19 protein-coding genes, 1 pseudogene and 1 riboswitch are annotated in these 16,928 nt (G+C 36.7%); of the genes and pseudogenes, 13 read left to right on the top strand and 7 right to left on the bottom strand.

Annotated features, from left to right (window positions below):
* Positions 1–35: 35 nt before the first annotated feature.
* The 3 genes from CLV62_RS11580 to CLV62_RS11570 form a co-directional block, all read right to left on the bottom strand.
* A complete protein-coding gene (locus CLV62_RS11580; protein ID WP_110310950.1) occupies positions 36–1,361 on the bottom strand; it encodes a porin family protein in 1,326 nt (441 codons plus the stop codon).
* Positions 1,358–1,906, bottom strand: a complete 549-nt coding sequence (locus CLV62_RS11575) for an RNA polymerase sigma factor (RefSeq protein WP_110310949.1) — start codon at positions 1,904–1,906, stop codon at positions 1,358–1,360. Before CLV62_RS11575 ends, CLV62_RS11580 begins: the two co-directional genes overlap by 4 nt.
* Before the next feature lie 179 nt (positions 1,907–2,085).
* Positions 2,086–3,501 (bottom strand): ATP-dependent DNA helicase, encoded by a 1,416-nt coding sequence (locus tag CLV62_RS11570; protein WP_110310948.1) that lies wholly within the window; start codon positions 3,499–3,501, stop codon positions 2,086–2,088.
* Between the two features lie 310 nt (positions 3,502–3,811).
* On the opposite strand from CLV62_RS11570, the gene CLV62_RS11565 reads away from it, so the two are divergent.
* The 8 genes from CLV62_RS11565 to CLV62_RS11530 all read left to right on the top strand — a co-directional run bounded on the left by CLV62_RS11565 (position 3,812) and on the right by CLV62_RS11530 (position 9,902).
* Positions 3,812–4,636, top strand: a complete 825-nt coding sequence (locus CLV62_RS11565; protein WP_110310947.1) for a DUF3822 family protein — start codon at positions 3,812–3,814, stop codon at positions 4,634–4,636.
* Positions 4,633–5,181 carry an RsmD family RNA methyltransferase gene (locus CLV62_RS11560; protein ID WP_110310946.1) on the top strand — a complete coding sequence of 183 codons (549 nt, stop codon included), beginning with the start codon at positions 4,633–4,635 and terminating at the stop codon, positions 5,179–5,181. The genes CLV62_RS11565 and CLV62_RS11560 overlap by 4 nt, the downstream gene beginning before the upstream one ends.
* Positions 5,178–6,071: a glycosyltransferase family 2 protein gene (locus tag CLV62_RS11555; RefSeq protein ID WP_110310945.1), complete on the top strand. Its 894-nt coding sequence runs from the start codon at positions 5,178–5,180 to the stop codon at positions 6,069–6,071. Before CLV62_RS11560 ends, CLV62_RS11555 begins: the two co-directional genes overlap by 4 nt.
* A 113-nt stretch (positions 6,072–6,184) precedes the next feature.
* A complete protein-coding gene (locus CLV62_RS11550; protein ID WP_110310944.1) occupies positions 6,185–6,727 on the top strand; it encodes a DUF4924 family protein in 543 nt (180 codons plus the stop codon).
* Between the two features lie 61 nt (positions 6,728–6,788).
* Entirely contained in the window at positions 6,789–7,742 is a 954-nt protein-coding gene (rfbD, locus tag CLV62_RS11545; protein WP_110310943.1) for a dTDP-4-dehydrorhamnose reductase, read from the top strand.
* A 95-nt stretch (positions 7,743–7,837) separates the two neighbouring features.
* A complete protein-coding gene (locus tag CLV62_RS11540; RefSeq protein ID WP_110310942.1) occupies positions 7,838–8,287 on the top strand; it encodes a hypothetical protein in 450 nt (149 codons plus the stop codon).
* 70 nt (positions 8,288–8,357) lie between these two features.
* Positions 8,358–8,954, top strand: a complete 597-nt coding sequence (locus tag CLV62_RS11535) for a MarC family protein (protein ID WP_394337204.1) — start codon at positions 8,358–8,360, stop codon at positions 8,952–8,954.
* A gap of 72 nt (positions 8,955–9,026) precedes the next feature.
* Positions 9,027–9,902 (top strand): aldo/keto reductase, encoded by an 876-nt coding sequence (locus tag CLV62_RS11530; RefSeq protein ID WP_110310940.1) that lies wholly within the window; start codon positions 9,027–9,029, stop codon positions 9,900–9,902.
* Between the two features lie 86 nt (positions 9,903–9,988).
* Here CLV62_RS11530 and CLV62_RS22255 read toward each other — a convergent pair whose 3' ends face one another.
* From CLV62_RS22255 to CLV62_RS11510, 4 genes are all read right to left on the bottom strand, one after another.
* Complete coding sequence (locus tag CLV62_RS22255) at positions 9,989–10,525, bottom strand: acetyl-CoA carboxylase biotin carboxyl carrier protein subunit (RefSeq protein WP_110310939.1); 537 nt, start codon at positions 10,523–10,525, stop codon at positions 9,989–9,991.
* A gap of 12 nt (positions 10,526–10,537) precedes the next feature.
* Positions 10,538–12,040, bottom strand: a complete 1,503-nt coding sequence (locus CLV62_RS11520; RefSeq protein ID WP_110310938.1) for an acetyl-CoA carboxylase biotin carboxylase subunit — start codon at positions 12,038–12,040, stop codon at positions 10,538–10,540.
* 17 nt (positions 12,041–12,057) lie between these two features.
* A complete protein-coding gene (locus CLV62_RS11515) occupies positions 12,058–13,599 on the bottom strand; it encodes an acyl-CoA carboxylase subunit beta (RefSeq protein ID WP_110310937.1) in 1,542 nt (513 codons plus the stop codon).
* Positions 13,600–13,904: 305 nt separating this feature from the next.
* Positions 13,905–14,112, bottom strand: a riboswitch (cobalamin riboswitch).
* A 45-nt stretch (positions 14,113–14,157) separates the two neighbouring features.
* The gene (locus CLV62_RS11510; RefSeq protein ID WP_110310936.1) at positions 14,158–15,018 is read right to left on the bottom strand and encodes a hypothetical protein; all 861 of its coding nucleotides are present in this window, start codon (positions 15,016–15,018) and stop codon (positions 14,158–14,160) included.
* 439 nt (positions 15,019–15,457) lie between these two features.
* Here CLV62_RS11510 and CLV62_RS11500 point away from each other — a divergent pair, with 439 nt between their 5' ends.
* The 5 genes and pseudogenes from CLV62_RS11500 (at position 15,458) to CLV62_RS11485 (ending at position 16,911) form a co-directional block, all read left to right on the top strand.
* Positions 15,458–15,721 (top strand): hypothetical protein, encoded by a 264-nt coding sequence (locus tag CLV62_RS11500; protein WP_146212732.1) that lies wholly within the window; start codon positions 15,458–15,460, stop codon positions 15,719–15,721.
* Between the two features lie 10 nt (positions 15,722–15,731).
* Positions 15,732–16,034, top strand: coding sequence for an SLOG family protein (locus CLV62_RS11495; RefSeq protein WP_110310933.1), 303 nt, complete (start codon positions 15,732–15,734; stop codon positions 16,032–16,034).
* Positions 16,035–16,100: 66 nt separating this feature from the next.
* On the top strand, positions 16,101–16,226 hold the full coding sequence (locus CLV62_RS22165) for a hypothetical protein (protein WP_262509959.1): 126 nt from the start codon (positions 16,101–16,103) through the stop codon (positions 16,224–16,226).
* Positions 16,227–16,303: 77 nt separating this feature from the next.
* Positions 16,304–16,495, top strand: a pseudogene (locus CLV62_RS11490) (fusion protein); the annotation flags it as partial.
* Positions 16,496–16,500: 5 nt separating this feature from the next.
* The gene (locus tag CLV62_RS11485; protein WP_110310932.1) at positions 16,501–16,911 is read left to right on the top strand and encodes a PcfK-like family protein; all 411 of its coding nucleotides are present in this window, start codon (positions 16,501–16,503) and stop codon (positions 16,909–16,911) included.
* Positions 16,912–16,928: the final 17 nt, after the last annotated feature.

Genomic DNA, 16,928 nt, shown 5'->3' with positions numbered 1-16,928 from the left:
TTACACTTACTAAAGCTATAAAAAGGCCTGAGACCTTAAAAGCCAAATTTCAACCCCAAATTGAGATTAAAGAGCCATTTCTTATCTGAAAATATAGTTTGATACTGGTTTCCTGCATCAAAATAATATGCTCCTCCGAAACTCGTATAAGCAGCCAGTTTATTGTATAAAGGATAACTTATACCTAACAGACCCATTACCGAAAACTGAGGTCTTTCCTGAGAAATTTTACGTTTAGAAGACTTTTCGAAATTGATCAAACCATCGATACTGCTATCGCTGTTCAATCTGCCGTAAATATCTTTTTGAATCATCCCTCCCGCTGAAGCATAGAATTCTACCTTCTTCCATTCTCCTAATTTATAATTTACAGATAGAGGAATACCCAAATAATGGAAATATTGCAAATCGTTTTGCTTAAACTCCATATTAGGGTCTTCTTTTATTCTCGCCGAAATATAGGTATAGACAATTCCACTCTCTATTGAAATTCTATTTGTAATTTTTTTATTGACCGCTATTCCAAAAGAAATAGGTTGGTTATGCTCCATCTTCAATTTTTCTTTTTTCTGCATACTGAGAGATAGAGGTCCATCAGAAGAAGCATTGGCATAACGAAGAGAATTTGTCATTTCATCTGATCTGGAAAGTCCGCTACCTCCTCCAATGCCTAAGGCTATCCCCTTTGGCTCAGACTCACTTTTTTTAGTTTTTACAGGAATATTATTGTCTGCCAGTATATTTCTAGTTTTCTCACCTTCTGCCTCAAAAGCAGCTATGCGGGCTTTTAAGTCCCGATCGAAATCAGCATCTTTAGGTTCAAAGTTTTCAGTGCTCTTTTCTTCTGCAACATATGTATTATTATCTACTACCTCCGAGCTTTTATTTACAGGAGCAATGGTAACTGTTTCTTTTTCTGGCATCGTTTTCTCAGGGAAGGTTTCTTTTACGGAAGCGACTTCAGTTTTCGTCGTTTTCGATTCAGCTAACAGACTATACGAGGAGTGCTTTTGAGCAGATTCTACAACATTATCAGATACACCTGACTTGTCGGAATTCGCAACTTTTGGTTGCTCTACAGGGGCATTCGTTTTTGTCGTATTAGTATCCGGTAATCCGGCAATGCTGCCTGAATCATGCTCCTGCGGCACAAAAAGTAATGCGAGCAAAACCACAGCGGCTGCTACTGCCGTCCAAGTAAAAATGGTATGACGAAATATTCTGGCAGGTGATTTTCTCACCACCGGAGCCACGGGCAGATCTGCCTCGATCTTCTCCCATAACGACGGAGGAAGATCCGGCTCAAAGCCTTTCAGCTTTGAGGAAAAAATATCCTTTATGTGATCTTTATCCGGTTTCATTGTCTTTTTAAGTATGCTTTAACCTTTTCTTGTAATAACAATCTGGCTCTGATGTATTGGGAACGGGATGTTCCTTCGGCTATCCCCAGAGCTTCACTTATTTCTTTATGAGAATACTCTTCTATTGCATATAAGTTGAAAACCGATCTATAACCTTGAGGTAACTCCTGTATCATTTTCATTAATTCCGTTTCCGAAATCTTTGCCGTGTCATCTTCCGAATCATCCCTTATTTCATCAATATCAGACAGATTTTCAATATCTTCCGAGTATTGTTTTTTAATCTTATCCTTACGAATGGTCTCCAATGCCAGATTTATAAAAACCCTTTTCATCCACCCTTCAAAGGAGCCTTTCCCTTCATACGAAGGAATATGTGCGAAAACTTTTATGAACCCGTCATGTAATAAATCCTGTGCAGAATCCGCATCCGACGAATACCGCAGACATATACCATACATCACACGGGCATACCGTTGGTAAACGATTTGCTGTGACCTACGATCATGTTTCTTGCATCCCTCTATTAGCTGCAACTCTTCCATCCGGATTTTTAGGTTCAATTATTAGATGAATACAACGTCAGAATGTTGCTTTCTTCTGTTGTATTTTAATTTAATTAACAAAATATTAAGAATTAAAGTCGAGACCTATTTATTTTGGCAAAGAACAAATACAATTTTCAGCCATTATTGAATGGCTTCTGTAAATGCCTATTTGCTACTTATAAAAATTCATCCGGCAAATTTACCAAATAAAGTCGTTTCGAGGCACGAGTTAAGGCAGTATATAACCACCGATAAAAATTTACACCCAAATGTTCTTCGGTTATATATCCTATATCAAGAAAGATATTTGCCCACTCTCCGCCTTGTGCTTTATGACAAGTAACAGCATATCCATACTTTACCTGCACCGCATTATAAAAAGGATCGACTTTCATTTTCTGCATTTTGCCATTCTTTGTTGTAACATCCCCATAATCTTCCAATATATTATAGAATAGCTCTGCATTTTTTTCCTGAGATAATCCGGTTGCATCAGAATGTAAGGTATCTATTAATATCTTAATTTCCAATTCCATGTCATAGTCGGGATGCTTAACCAAGACATCACAGAATCGGAAACCATATATCTCTTGTGTACGTCTGACCCTTAGAATTTCGAGTAATTCGCCATTCGCCAAAAAGTCAATCTGTTCAATATTCTCAGTCCAAAAGTAATTATTTTTAGTGACCATGAGCATATCTCCCGACGACAATTCTTCTTCCCTATACAATATTCTGTTTCGAACCCCCTCATTATATATATTAGCTCTTTTGTTAGAACGTGATACAATCATCGTTTCTTCGATACCATCCCTATCATAAGCTGCCGATATTTCATCGATCAGTTCTTCCCCTGAAACCTTACGGATATCATCAAATCCATCCAGTTTCAATTTAGGAAATAATTCAGTCGTATTTTCCAATAAAGCATTTCGTATATGAGTAGCATTAAATAGTATACCCGAATTCTCGGCTTGCCGTACAATCTGAGTCATAGTAGTACTCGACACTTCAAGCCCATATCCCTGCAATAGGTCCGCCTGTAATGCAGGACTGGTTTCCTGCATTACAGGGGGTAACTGAGCCTCATCGCCCAAAAGTAATAAGCGGCAATTTTCACCACCATATACATAATGAATCAAATCATCCAAAAGCCGCCCCGAACCAAAACTAAAAGAATCGATACCATCATTACTTATCATCGACGCCTCATCTACAATAAATAAAGTATCTTTGTGTAGATTATCCATAGGAACATAACCCGAAGCTTCGCCTGAGAAGCGTTTTTGCCTGTATATTTTTTTATGGATAGTAAATGCCGGATGGCTGGAATAGCTCGAAAAAACTTTCGCGGCACGTCCGGTAGGAGCCAGCAAGACCGTTTTTTGCTCAAAATCAGTCATCGTTTTTACCAAAGCCCCGATTAATGAAGATTTACCGGTTCCTGCATATCCTTTGAGCAGAAAAATACTATCCGAGGTTCGCGAAAACAGGAAATCAGTTATCAGATCCAAAGCAGATGCCTGCTCACTGGTCGGTTCAAATTGGAAATTCTTTTTGATCTGTTCGAGAAAAAAACTATTTAGAGACATTGTATGAGGTTATTTAGAAATAAGAGCCTATTTAAAATTAGCAGACAGCATACGTGGGAGTGAGAAAGTTTCACCCATTGTTTCGATTGGGAGTATAATTATACTACCCTACGTTTCTCTCTCATGATTCTTTACGATCATTTCCAGAAATTTAAACAGGGTATAAAAATAGTACATAAAGTTTCTTTTTCTAAATTTGTAAACATTAAATAAGATATTAAGGTCTCAGACCTATTTATTGCTTTGGCAAATTTAACAGCTATAGCCTGTTATAACTCGAAAATATATCATTAAATACTTTGATTTACTTATGTTTTTACCTGACAATATTGATCTCGGAAAATCAGAAAAATACATTCTGACAATTCGTATAACACCCAATGGTTTAGCGTTCTCTATACACGAGCCACGTATGGGAGGTAATTATTGTTATCGGGAAACTTCTTTTTCGAACGAATCGGACAGGCTTAGCAGTATTCAACGTATTATCTTCGATTATAATTTTCTGACACAGGTTTTCAAGCAAACAAATGTAGTCTTTGTTTCGAGGGAATACGATATTGCCCCGCATTACTTATTTGAAAAGAACAAAAAGGAAGCATTATATAACTTTACACATCAGGAACAGGTAGAACAAGTTCTGATTAGTCCCGATCCGATTCAGGAAAACATTACAATTTTTAATGCCGATAAAGAGATTTATAAATTTCTGATGCGCAGCTTATATAATCCTACTTTCTTTCACCATTCTAACTTGTTGATGAAATATATTGACGGTAAAAATAGAATAGCTGAAAAGCGTTCGAAAATGTACCTTAATTTCCATAACGAATTTCTGGATGTACTGTGTTATGACTCGGCATCCAATTTACTTCATGCAATTACTTTTCAACATGAGAATGGACACAATCTGATCTATTTCATTCTGAATATCTGGGATAAATCTAACTTTGACCAGAATCAGGATTATCTGTATATACTCGAAAATTTTGCAGGCTCGGATCAATTTGTTGTTCCGCTTCTTCGCGATTATATTAAACGTATAGAAACAGTCGGAGTACCAAGTGAAGTAGAATTTATGGGTGCTGACAGCAGAAGGGCCCCCCTTGATTTATTAATATTAGCAACTATATGAGAATTGTTAGCGGACGATATAAAGGACGTAGATTAGACCTCCCTAAAAACTTTAAAGCAAGACCGACAACTGATTTTGCGAAAGAAAATTTATTCAACATACTAAGCAACTCGATAGATTGGGAAGATGTAAAAGCATTGGATCTATTTGGAGGAACCGGTAGCATTAGCTTCGAACTTGTATCGAGAGGATGCCCTCAGGTTACATGCGTAGAAAAGCTAGCTCCCAATTATTTATTTATAGAAAAGACTCAAAAATTACTTGATGCCAAGGAATTAAGAATATTCAAGATGGATGTTTTTAAATTCCTGGACATTTCTAAAGATCAGTTCGATTTTATATTTGCCGATCCACCCTATGACCTCCCTTTCCTCAAAGAAGTACCTAAGCTTATTTTTGAAAAGAATCTCCTCAAACCGGGAGGTGTATTCGTGATGGAACATTCAAAATCGGATGACTTCTCATCAGCTCCTTTATTTAAAGAGAGAAGAGTGTATGGAAGTGTCAACTTTTCGATATTCGAAAATGAGGAAGGCGTTGAATGATCTCAATATGTATCCCGATATATAATACTGATGTTACAAATCTGGTAACAGAGCTGCATCTGCAATGCGAGGCTTTGGATGCTCCGTATGAGATACTGCTGATTGATGATGCTTCGGACTTATCTTTTCAAACTGTCAACAGAGAATTATCGAAACTGGATAATATACATTACAAAGAACTTCCTGTTAATATCAGCAGGGCGAAGATCCGTAATCTTTTCCCTCAAAAAGCAGCACATCCTTATCTTATTTATGTTGATAATGACGCTCAGGTCTGCTCGCCACATTATATATCGACTTACATAAAAATGCGCTCTCCGGGCATAGTGTGTTATGGCGGATGCGAATACTTATCTTGTAAAGACAATCAGTATTCATTACGTTGGCTTTTCGGGGTTCATAGAGAAGCAATCCCGATAGAAAAACGAAAGGTAAATCCGGATGAATATTTTTCGACTTTCAATTTCATGATAGATAAGCGGGTTGTATTACTCCACCCCTTTGATGAAAACATAGAAGAATACGGATATGAGGACGTTGTATTTCATACCGAGATAATAAAACAAGGACATCATATCACTCAGGTTAATAATCCGCTTATTCATACAGGCCTTATTTCAAATGAAGAGTTTTTAAAAAGAACAGAGTCAGCCCTTAGAAACTTATACTTACTACAAAAAGAAAGAGGACGTAAAGCTGATTTAGAGAATACTCTCAAACTACTAAAAATGAAGAATAGAATTGATTATTTCAAACTAACAGGAGCCGTTTCAGCTTTATTCAGATTACTAAAAAACAGCTTCATTAAGAATCTTTTAGGAAAGAAACCCAGCTTATTTATTCTCGATCTGTATAAACTCGGTTATCTTTGTAATTATTCAAAACGATAAGCTCTCAGAGTTTTTTATTGCTTTGGCTGATGTAATAACCCGAGGCTGCTACAATCTAAGATGTAGCAACAGATAGTCGAAATTACTTAAATATCTTACTTAATCGAAAAAGAATGCTCATAGCGAAAAAAAAGAAGACCGAAAATATTGCTGAGTATCTGCTATATATGTGGCAGGTAGAAGATATTATCAGAGCACACAAACTGGATATTAACTCTATTCAAGAAAATATCATAGATAAGTTTGAACAGCCTGCTAAAATAAGAAAAGAAATAACAGACTGGTACGAAGGTTTAACAGAAATGATGAAATTGGAAGGTATTACCGAAAAAGGGCATCTTCAAATCAATAAGAATGTAATTATCGACCTGACCGACCTTCATCTAAGACTACTTAAATCGCCCAAAGAACCCGAATATATCTCAAGCTATTACAAAACCTTACCATTCATTGTAGAGTTGAGAGCAAAATCAGAAGATAAAAGTATCCCTGAACTGGAAACTTGTTTCTCTGCTTTATACGGATTCTTATTGTTGCGCTTGCAGCAAAAGGAAATTTCGGGAGAGACGCAAGCTGCAATATCCCAGATAAGCTCTTTTCTAAGGATGTTATCGAACAGGTACCACCTGGATAAAGAAGGTAAATTGGAACTATAAGGTCTCCGATTCTTTCTGCTATCAATTATAAAAATAGAAACAACAATAAAAACTAGCGATAATGGCATTTTTTTCAGGAAACAAACAAGCTGACGATGAAGACAAATCAGCAAAAAATATATTCGTATTTCAATTAGTTCCCAAAAACGTATTGGTTACAGGTGCTAACGGTCAGTTAGGGAGCGAGCTTAAACGTGCAACCGCAGATCATGAAGCGAATCTTAATTTTATTTTTACTGATGTTGCCGAATTAGACATTACAAACCTACAAGCTGTTGAGCAATTTGTAAAAGACAACAATATCAAATACATTGTCAATTGTGCAGCTTATACAGCTGTAGACAAGGCGGAAGATGATGTTGAGTTGTGTTATAAAATAAATAAAGATGCAGCACGCAATCTGGGTATCGCAGCAACTAACAATGAAGCTAAGGTTATTCATACATCTACCGACTATGTATTTGACGGCACAGGAAATCGCCCTTATCTGGAAACCGATCCGGTAAATCCAAAATCGGTATACGGAAAATCGAAACAAGAAGGTGAAGCCGCTTTACTTGAAGTGTGTCCCGACTCGATAGTTATCCGCACAGCATGGTTGTACTCTATTTACGGTAACAACTTTGTTAAGACAATGATTAAGCTAGGTAAAGAAAAAGATACTCTGAATGTAGTAGCCGATCAGACAGGTAGCCCTACTAATGCTGCTGATTTAGCAAAAGCCATCGTAAAGGTATTAGATCATAGCGAGTCATACAATCACTTCAAAGCAGGTATATATCATTATACAAACGAAGGGGTTACTTCCTGGTACGATTTCACTGTGGCTATTCATAAATATGCAGGTATTACAAGCTGCAAAGTAAGCCCTATAACTACTGATCAATATCCAACGAGAGCAAGTCGTCCTCAATACAGTGTCTTAGATAAAACTAAAATAAAGACCACTTTCGAAGTAGAAACTCCTCAATGGGAAGACAGTCTTAAAATTTGCGTAAATGAACTAATTAAGTAAAATTACAGCATAAATAAATATAAAGGTTGCACCATTCGTGTAACCTTTTTTATTATATTGCACTCTCCTCTGATTTACCCTAATCCAGATCATATATGAGATATCTTATAATATTGTTTTTCGCCTTAATTCCTCTTATTGGAAACTGTAAAGAAACAATCGAAACCTCAACTAATAGCAAGGATTCGACATTAAACATAGAGTCCAACCAACTCAAATATCACAAACACTCAGAATCGAGTCTACGCAGGAATAGCACAGTTATTAGAGAAGATGAATTCTTGCCTGAGAATACTCCCAAATCATCTCTTTATATTTACATTGAAAAAAGAATGAGAGAAGAATTGAGCATTGACGAAAAAACTGCCCACTCTAAATTTCCTCTGATAGTAGTTGATAATCAAGCACGTTATCTAAAAGATCTAAATAATATAGAATACGGTCAGACAACGAAAATCACAGTGCTATCTGGAGATATCCCGTCTACTGCAGCTATATATGGGACAAGAGCTCTTAATGGAATAATTCTAATAGAAACTAAATAAACTCCAAGTGCTTTATCCTTAAAAGATAAAATAAGATGATTATTATGATATATTTTTGTATTTAAATTGAATTACCATGGGTATAAGTTTCACTCAGATACTAAGTGTCTTTGTTGTATTATTTGCACTGATTGACGTTTTAGGGTCAGTTCCTATTTTCCTCAACTTTCAACAAAAGGGGGAAGATGTAAACCCTAAACAGGCAGCCGTATATTCGTTTGTTATAATGACTGCTTTTCTTTTTGTTGGTGAACTTATATTACATTTATTTAATGTCGATGTATCTTCGTTTGCTATCGCAGGAGCATTAGTTATCTTTATTATATCTGTAGAAATGATTTTTGGGATAGAAGTTTTCAGAAATGATGCTCCTCCGGGGTCTACCACTTTAGTACCCATCGTATTTCCTCTGATTGCAGGTCCGGGTACATTTACGGCATTATTATCCATGCGAGCCGAATTTCAGGTCAGCAATATCATTATCGGACTTCTTTTTAATATGATAATCGTATTCTTGGTTCTGAAAAATCTAAAATTTGTAAAGCGACTTCTTGGTGTAGGCGGAGTATATGTTATGCGTAAATTCTTCGGTATTATCCTTATGGGAATTGCAGTAAAACTATTTACGTCTAATCTGCACATTTTACTGCAATCGTTTTCTCAATAAGATAAATACAAACTCTCCCGCAACCTTACAGATTAAGACTATAATTGTTACATAAACTAATATTTAAAGTGTATGAAGAAATATTTAATACTCTGTATATTCAGTATTTTATCCATTAGTATTTACTCTCAGATTGGTCGGTCGGTACCAGAGCAAACTCTTAGTAATGGAGTTTCAATGCCAATTCTCGGATTCGGGACTTTATATCTTACAGACTCGATAGGTGAAAGATGCGTGGCACAAGCTATTTCTGTCGGTTACCGTCTTTTAGATACAGGTAGAATTTATGGAAATGAAGAAGCTGTAGGAAAGGGAATCAAAAAGAGTGGTATTAAAAGAGAAGAACTTTTTGTGACAACGAAGGTTTGGGTTAGCGACATGGGATATGAAAATACTAAAAAGGCTTTTGAGGAATCTATGAATAAATTAGGTTTAGACTATATAGACCTCTATCTTATTCACCGCCCAAGAGGTGATATAAAAGGTACCTGGAAAGCTATGGAAGAACTTTACGAAGCAGGTAAAATCAAAGCCATTGGAGTAAGTAATTTTGAGCCTGACCAACTTACCGATTTGATTGCGTATGCTAAGATTAAACCTATGGTCAATCAAATAGAAACCAATGTATTTTTTCAGCAACACGAAGCTCAGGCTGCCAATGAAAAATTGGGTGTACAGGTGGAAGCATGGTCTCCTTTCGCTGAAGGTCGTAACGGATTTTTCAGTAACCAGACACTAGCTGCGATTGGAAAAAAATACAATAAAAGTATTGCACAAGTTACATTGCGATGGCTTATACAAAGGGGGATAGTAGCCATTCCCAGAACATCGAGCAAAGAACACATGATAGAAAATATAAATATCTTTGACTTCGAGCTTGATGCCTCTGATATGCAGCAAATCTCTAAATTAGACTTGAACACCAGTCAGTTTCCTGAGTGGGAGTAAATATTCATATTGGGTCTTTATATCCTAAAACAATAAAGCACGAATCTCTGATTCGTGCTTTATTCTTATATAAGATCGGTAGCTTTTTAATTATCTTTTTCCAATTCTATCAACAGATCGCTTTTGCTGGTAGTATCGCCTACTTTCACGACTACTTTCTTAACAATCGCTTTGGTGCTTGCTAAGATTGCATTTTGCATCTTCATGGCTTCCAAGATCACTAATGTATCTCCGGCTTTTACAGTGTCACCGGTTTTCACCAGCACATCCAATATTTTACCGGGCATAGGCGCTTTAAGTAAAATAGTACTGGACTCGTTTGCCTGCGAACTCAATATTTTTCTTCTTTGCAATGAGAATGGAGTTTCGACAGAAAAGCAATAACTGATACCATTGATCAGAATCTCATATTCATTTTGCTTCTGAGCAACTATTTCTACGGGGTAACTCACTCCGTTGACATTCATAAAAGTAAATCCGTCGGGAGTTTCTTCCAAATGAGCATTTAGTTCTTTATCCCCAATTGTGTATGTATCATTGTCTCCAATAAGAAACTCATACTCTTTAGAATTATCTAAATCGAGAGCAACCAGTTGTTTTTGAGTTGTATTTTGCTTGTTCATTATCATTCCTGATTACATATTATTAATTCTATTTCTCAAAGACCACATATCCAATACCTGCTTTTCTTCTTTGATTGGCTCATTCTCGTTACGATGATTAGTTATCGCTAATAGAGCACCAAATAGAGCCTCGTCTTTTTCGTGATGAACCAGAGAATCCATATCTTTTTCAATGAATGAAGTATCGAAACTTCCTCCTCTGAAAACTTCATTATGAAGAACAGCTTTACAGAATGGAATGGTTGTTTTGATTCCCTTAATATGAAAATCATTCAACGCCTTCAATGTATTTTCGATAACCGTCGGACGGTCTTTTGCATGTACAATTAATTTGGCAACCATCGAATCGAAATAGGGAGTAATTTCAGAGCCTGTTACAACTCCTTTATCCACTCTTATACCTTCGCCTTCGGGAGTTCTTAATCCTTTAATGATTCCTGTACAGGGTGAAAATCCCGATTGTACATCTTCGGCATTAATACGACACTCTATAGCCCATCCGTTTAGCTTCACATCACTTTGAGTAATGGGTAATTTTTCACCATTAGCTATACGTATCTGCAATTCTATCAAATCAAGACCTGTTATCATTTCCGTAACAGGATGTTCTACCTGTACTCGGGTATTCATCTCCATAAAGAAGAAGTTGCCTTGTTTATCAAGCAGAAACTCAACCGTTCCCAAGCTTACATATCCTGCACCTTTTGCTAGAGAAACAGCAGCAGTTGCCATTTTCTCACGAAGTTCTTCGGAAAGGGCCGGTGATGGAGCTTCCTCTAATAACTTCTGGTGTTTGCGTTGTACAGAACATTCACGCTCTCCCAGATGGATTACATTTCCGTGTGAATCACCTACTATTTGGAATTCAATATGTTTAGGGTTCTCCAAAAAGCGTTCGATAAATACCGATGGATTATTAAATGCATTCTGCGCCTCGGATGACGCAGAGAAATACATCCGTTTCATTTCCGATTTCTTGTAAACTACACGCATACCACGTCCACCACCTCCGGCAGAAGCCTTTATGATAAGTGGGAATCCTATTTTTTCGGCAACATCCAAAGCGTCCTCAAGTGTATCAACGCTTCCGTTACTACCTCCCAACATGGGAACATTATTCTTTGCAGCTATTTCTTTGGCAATTACCTTATCACCCATGTTCTGAATAACACGTGGCGAAGGCCCTATGAATATAATACCTTCTTCAGTACAGCGTGTTGCAAATTGTGCATTTTCAGACAGGTAACCATATCCGGGATGAATGGCATCTATATTATTTCTTTTGGCTAATAACACCAATGATTCTATATCCAGAAATTCAGGAATACCACCGTTATCTATATCGGGGAAATCGACCACTTTGTCAACAGCCGATAAATAAAGTGCATTAGGTTCTTTAAGTGTACGAATACCTACAGCCGTAACCCCCATTATTTTAGCGGTTTTAGCTATACGAATAGCTATCTCTCCACGGTTGGCTATTAATATTGATTTTATCTTATTCTTTTGTTTCATCTTGATTCTTATCCAAATTAAAGAGGCATATTACCATGTTTGCGTTTTGGCTTATACTCGGTTTTTCTTTCCAGAGTTTTTAAAGACCTGATTATTTTGTGACGAGTCAGAGCGGGATCAATAACCTCATCTACAAACCCTTTTTCATCTGCAATGTAAGGATTGGTAACTTCTTCACGGTATTTCTGAGTCAGTTCTTTTTTAAGTACTGTCGGATTTTCAGATTCTTTCAATTCTTTTCTGTAAAGGATGGCAATGGCTCCATCGGGTCCCATTACCGCAATTTCGGCTGTAGGCCAAGCAAAACTAAAATCACCGCCAATACCCTTACTATTCATTACAATGTATGCACCACCGTAAGCTTTACGTAAGATTACGGTAATCTTAGGTACTGTTGCATAAGTATAAGCATATAATAGTTTTGCTCCATGACGGATAATACCATCGTGCTCCTGATCGGTTCCGGGTAAAAATCCGGGAACGTCTTCCAGTGTTATAATAGGTATATTAAACGAATCGCAAATATTAATAAAACGAGCCGCTTTTATAGATGAATCAATATCCAATGTTCCAGCCATCACTTTAGGTTGATTGGCTACAATACCTACCACCTGACCATCCAGACGGGCAAATGCTGTAAATATATTGGCTGCATGGTTTTCGGCAACTTCAAGAAATTCACCTTTGTCGACAATCAGTCTTACGATATCTTTTACATCATAAGGTTTATCGGGATCATCGGGTACAATATTCCTCAAGCTCTCCTCTACCCTACTGACAGGATCTTCCGATTGTATCAGCGGAGGATTTTCCATATTATTGGATGGTAAATAAGACAGTAGCTTCTTTACTCCTAAAATTGTATTTTCATCGTCATTGTAAACAAAGTCTGCAACACCCGATTTAGTCCCGTGAACAGATGCTCCACCTAGATCTTCGGTAGATACTGTTTCATTCAGAACTTCTTTTACGACATTAGGACCTGTTACAAACATATAGCTGGTATCTGCCGTCATAAATATAAAATCGGTAAGAGCAGGAGAATACACTGCACCACCGGCAGCAGGTCCCATTATTACCGAAATCTGAGGGATTACTCCCGACGACATTACGTTTCTTTTGAAAATATCGGCATAACCATTCAAACTGCTTACGCCTTCCTGAATACGTGCTCCACCCGAGTCAATCAGACCGACTACAGGTGCTCCTGTTTTAAGGGCCATATCCTGTATTTTCACAATTTTAGCGGCATGTACCGTTCCCAGAGAACCTCCAAGCACACTAAAATCCTGAGAGAAAGCGTATACCAAACGCCCGTTTACAGAACCAAATCCTGTAACGACACCGTCACCGAAAGCTTCTACGGTTTTGCCGAAAGATGCTGTTGCGGGAGGTGTATAAGCATCCGTTTCTTCGAATGTTCCTTCGTCAAACAATAATAGAATACGTTCGCGGGCGGTTAACTTCCCTCTTTGATGTTGTTTCTTATAGTACGCCTCATCATACTGCTTATTTAGCAAGTTTTCGCGGGCTACAAACTGTTCGTAAATTTTTCTCATTTTATTACTATAAAGGTCTAAGACCTATTTAATACTTTGGCAAGTATAACAACGATCAATTGTTATAATCCTAAATATATCATTAAATTCTTTTATCTACTAATATCATTAATCTTCTATCAATAAAACATCTCACACCTTAGCTTCACCCTGTTTTATCTAAAATTAGCGGCACAAGTTATAAAAAAGAAAAAACATAATTCTCTTCTTATTAATAAAATAACAATATGTAAAAAAACCGACTAAATATTTACTAATTGTAAACATCTATGGTCAAGATTCTTTGCCTTGTTTCCCGAAAGCATCCGAATTTATATATTTTGGCAGGTCTTCTGACTTACTTCATCCCTAAATATCCTTCCCGTTCGCATTAAGAAACAGTGGTATAGAGTGTTATTTAGAGACTCTTTATGAAGTTTACAGCAGCGGGTCTGTTCCCGATTTTCACAGGATTCCCTTTTCATTATTCTTTCAGCAAAGTGACCGAATAACACCAAAACGATGAAACAAATATAAGCGATTTATTTTATCTATATCTTTTCTTAGTGTGTTTTTATTTTAGCATCCCACACTTTCATGCAAAGCAACCACCTTTACCAATTGATTTTTATCGGCAAATGACGACAGATAAACCGTTGGTCTATAAAGGTTATAATGGTAACTTGTATTCAGTACTAGATCAGGAAATCCATCATTATCAATATCACCTATTAACAGTACCCTAAATATAGCATCTTCAAAAGTAGAGGTAGATGCCAATAATTGATTTAGTTCTTTTCCGTCTTTATATCCTTTGATATATAGTTTATATTTACTTATAATCATTTCATCTTTATTGTACTCAGCAGGTTTTAAATCGCCTGTTGAATACAGTGTATAAGATGAACCATTATATGCAAATGTCATTTTCTCGTTCGGATCAATAAAATCTTTGTCTAATGGTATTGTATTTATCTCATGAGATGATAAACGAGGCGAACTACTTATCAAGACCAAAGAAGTATCAATATGTGAAGTCTTCACCTCCCATCCTGTCCATTTCGAAGAGTTGTTCTCATCTCCTTCTTCATCCGATATAACATCAAAAGTTTTTTGAATACTAAGAGTGGTAGGTGCAATATAATATCGCCCCCTATCCTGAAAAATACCAAACCATCCTTTATTTATCATTTCGGGAGACGTTTCATCTCCATGAAAAATACCTGTCGATAATACGAACAAAGGTAAATCCTTGCTTTTAGGATAAAGCTCCTCATCTATCCACTCCATATTATGTATGGAATCAGGACTCGCAATATTGTCTTTTCCAACCAGAGTATCTCCTGTTATCTGAATATTATTTCCGTTCTCCGTTTTTGAGGTCTCTTTACAGGCTATTACCAAGACACATGCCAATACCAATACTATTATTTTTTTCATTGTGTTACTAAAGTTATTTTAAGTAATAATGCGAATCAGTTGTTGAATTATTTTATCTATTTATGTAAGGATCAGTGAACAGGTAGACAAGGAAAAAAGGACTCGTAAAAAACTGTCACTTTTGTTACTTTTTATGGTTTGAGAACCATATTTTTTGAAATAATTGAATCTTGCATTTTTTTTTCATTTCTCCAATAATCATTCCTCAATTCTTCCTTTATCCTGAAGTCGGTCATTTGTTCATCGAGCAAAGATATGATGGTGTTTTTGTCAGGAATATTCCGCTTCGCATTTTTCGTGAAAATCTTCCTCTTTCCCTTTGGGCGAGCGTATTTATCCCTAAAAAATATCCCTGTCAAAAATCACAATACCTCTTGTTGCTCTATGAAACAAAATGACCGACCTGTCGGATGCCGCAGAAGAAAAAAAAGTCATGATTATGAGAAACGAAAAACAAATAATGAAACAAAATGACGCTCCTGCCGGAATTAACATAATATTGGTTTGTAGAATAGCTCTGTTGGGTGTTTGCGTGTGGTGTGTGTGCAAAATAGGAGTATCAGTAGTGTCCGTGGTGGGAATATATATACTTATCCGTAGCGTGCTTAAAATCATCCGTTTGTCTATCAAAGTGATATTTTCATTACTCTCTATCATTTTCCTTGTAGCAGTTATAGCCATTATAATAGCATTTATCCTTTAAAACTTACACCATGAATATCATAAATATAGACAAAAACACCTCCGTAGCCTTTACAGGGCATCGCAAAATGAACCAAGATACAGCATTGTTAAAAGAAGAATTAGCAACTATTCTCATAGAGCTATACAGTAAAAAGTATCAGACATTCTTTGTTGGCATGGCACAAGGCTTCGATTTGTTGGCAGCAGAAGCAGTATTGGAATTACAAAAGATATATTCCGACATACAACTCTTTTGTGTCGTTCCATATGCAGGGCATCACAGAGGGTTCGATGAACAAGATAAACAACGCTTTGCGGACATAACAGAATGAGCCACAGTAAATATCACTCTTTCAGATAAATACTTTGACAGTTGTTTCCTCCGCCGTAACGACTACATGATAAACAATTCATCATTGCTTATTGCTTACCACGATGGAGCATACAGAAGCGGAACGGCTTACACTGTCCGCAGGACAAAAGCCAGTTCAATACCTGTAATTAATTTATATAACATCAAATAATACGTACCATGACTAAATTATATTCATTATTCGCACGAACAAACACCGATACAGAATTAAAATCCGATAACCTCCAATTTGAGATAGTGGATTATTCAGAGAAAGCAATCGCCCTTTTCGGAGACACCAAAGAAATCAAAGATTTACTCAAAGCTATGGGTGGCAAATTCAATCCACGATTGAGCCACAATGATGAGAAGCAAGCTGGGTGGATATTTTCCAAGACCAAGAGAGACGAACTAAACACAGTATTAAACCTAAACAAATAACAGTTATGAAATCAACAGCCTATTTTACAAGAACCATATTGACACACTTAGAGCAAAAAGCCGAAACAAATACATTATTCGCCCAATCCTTTGCTAACCCCGATAAGGACATTGACCAATGTTGTCTCTTTATTTTGAACCAAGTTCAAAAAAGTGGTTGTAATGGCTTCCACGATAATGAGATATTTTCAATAGCCGAAGATTATTATACGACAGATAATATAGAGGTAGGCAATCCTATTCATGCTCAAATTACTGTAAACCATGTGGTAGAACTGACAGTAGAGGAAAAGGAAGAGGCACGGCAAGAAGCTATCCAAAAAGCACATAACGAAGCCTATAACCGAGCGATGCAACCCAAGAAGAAAGCCAAACGAGTAGAAATGAATAACCAACCAAGTCTATTTGACTTTTAAAATGACCGCAATATGAA

This window comes from Indolivaga alginatilytica (assembly GCF_003201355.1).
GTDB classification, from domain to species: Bacteria; Bacteroidota; Bacteroidia; order Bacteroidales; family Dysgonomonadaceae; genus Dysgonomonas_A; species Dysgonomonas_A alginatilytica.
Note: the sequence above shows the minus strand (reverse complement) of the source record. Positions and strands in the feature narration are given on the sequence as shown.

Coding starts and splice junctions, on each gene's coding strand:
- CLV62_RS11580 (WP_110310950.1), bottom strand. CDS start 1,361: ATGAAACCGGATAAAGATCACATAAAGGATATTTTTTCCTCAAAGCTG.
- CLV62_RS11575 (WP_110310949.1), bottom strand. CDS start 1,906: ATGGAAGAGTTGCAGCTAATAGAGGGATGCAAGAAACATGATCGTAGG.
- CLV62_RS11570 (WP_110310948.1), bottom strand. CDS start 3,501: ATGTCTCTAAATAGTTTTTTTCTCGAACAGATCAAAAAGAATTTCCAA.
- CLV62_RS11565 (WP_110310947.1), top strand. CDS start 3,812: ATGTTTTTACCTGACAATATTGATCTCGGAAAATCAGAAAAATACATT.
- CLV62_RS11560 (WP_110310946.1), top strand. CDS start 4,633: ATGAGAATTGTTAGCGGACGATATAAAGGACGTAGATTAGACCTCCCT.
- CLV62_RS11555 (WP_110310945.1), top strand. CDS start 5,178: ATGATCTCAATATGTATCCCGATATATAATACTGATGTTACAAATCTG.
- CLV62_RS11550 (WP_110310944.1), top strand. CDS start 6,185: ATGCTCATAGCGAAAAAAAAGAAGACCGAAAATATTGCTGAGTATCTG.
- rfbD (WP_110310943.1), top strand. CDS start 6,789: ATGGCATTTTTTTCAGGAAACAAACAAGCTGACGATGAAGACAAATCA.
- CLV62_RS11540 (WP_110310942.1), top strand. CDS start 7,838: ATGAGATATCTTATAATATTGTTTTTCGCCTTAATTCCTCTTATTGGA.
- CLV62_RS11530 (WP_110310940.1), top strand. CDS start 9,027: ATGAAGAAATATTTAATACTCTGTATATTCAGTATTTTATCCATTAGT.
- CLV62_RS22255 (WP_110310939.1), bottom strand. CDS start 10,525: ATGAACAAGCAAAATACAACTCAAAAACAACTGGTTGCTCTCGATTTA.
- CLV62_RS11520 (WP_110310938.1), bottom strand. CDS start 12,040: ATGAAACAAAAGAATAAGATAAAATCAATATTAATAGCCAACCGTGGA.
- CLV62_RS11515 (WP_110310937.1), bottom strand. CDS start 13,599: ATGAGAAAAATTTACGAACAGTTTGTAGCCCGCGAAAACTTGCTAAAT.
- CLV62_RS11510 (WP_110310936.1), bottom strand. CDS start 15,018: ATGAAAAAAATAATAGTATTGGTATTGGCATGTGTCTTGGTAATAGCC.
- CLV62_RS11500 (WP_146212732.1), top strand. CDS start 15,458: ATGAGAAACGAAAAACAAATAATGAAACAAAATGACGCTCCTGCCGGA.
- CLV62_RS11495 (WP_110310933.1), top strand. CDS start 15,732: ATGAATATCATAAATATAGACAAAAACACCTCCGTAGCCTTTACAGGG.
- CLV62_RS22165 (WP_262509959.1), top strand. CDS start 16,101: ATGATAAACAATTCATCATTGCTTATTGCTTACCACGATGGAGCATAC.
- CLV62_RS11485 (WP_110310932.1), top strand. CDS start 16,501: ATGAAATCAACAGCCTATTTTACAAGAACCATATTGACACACTTAGAG.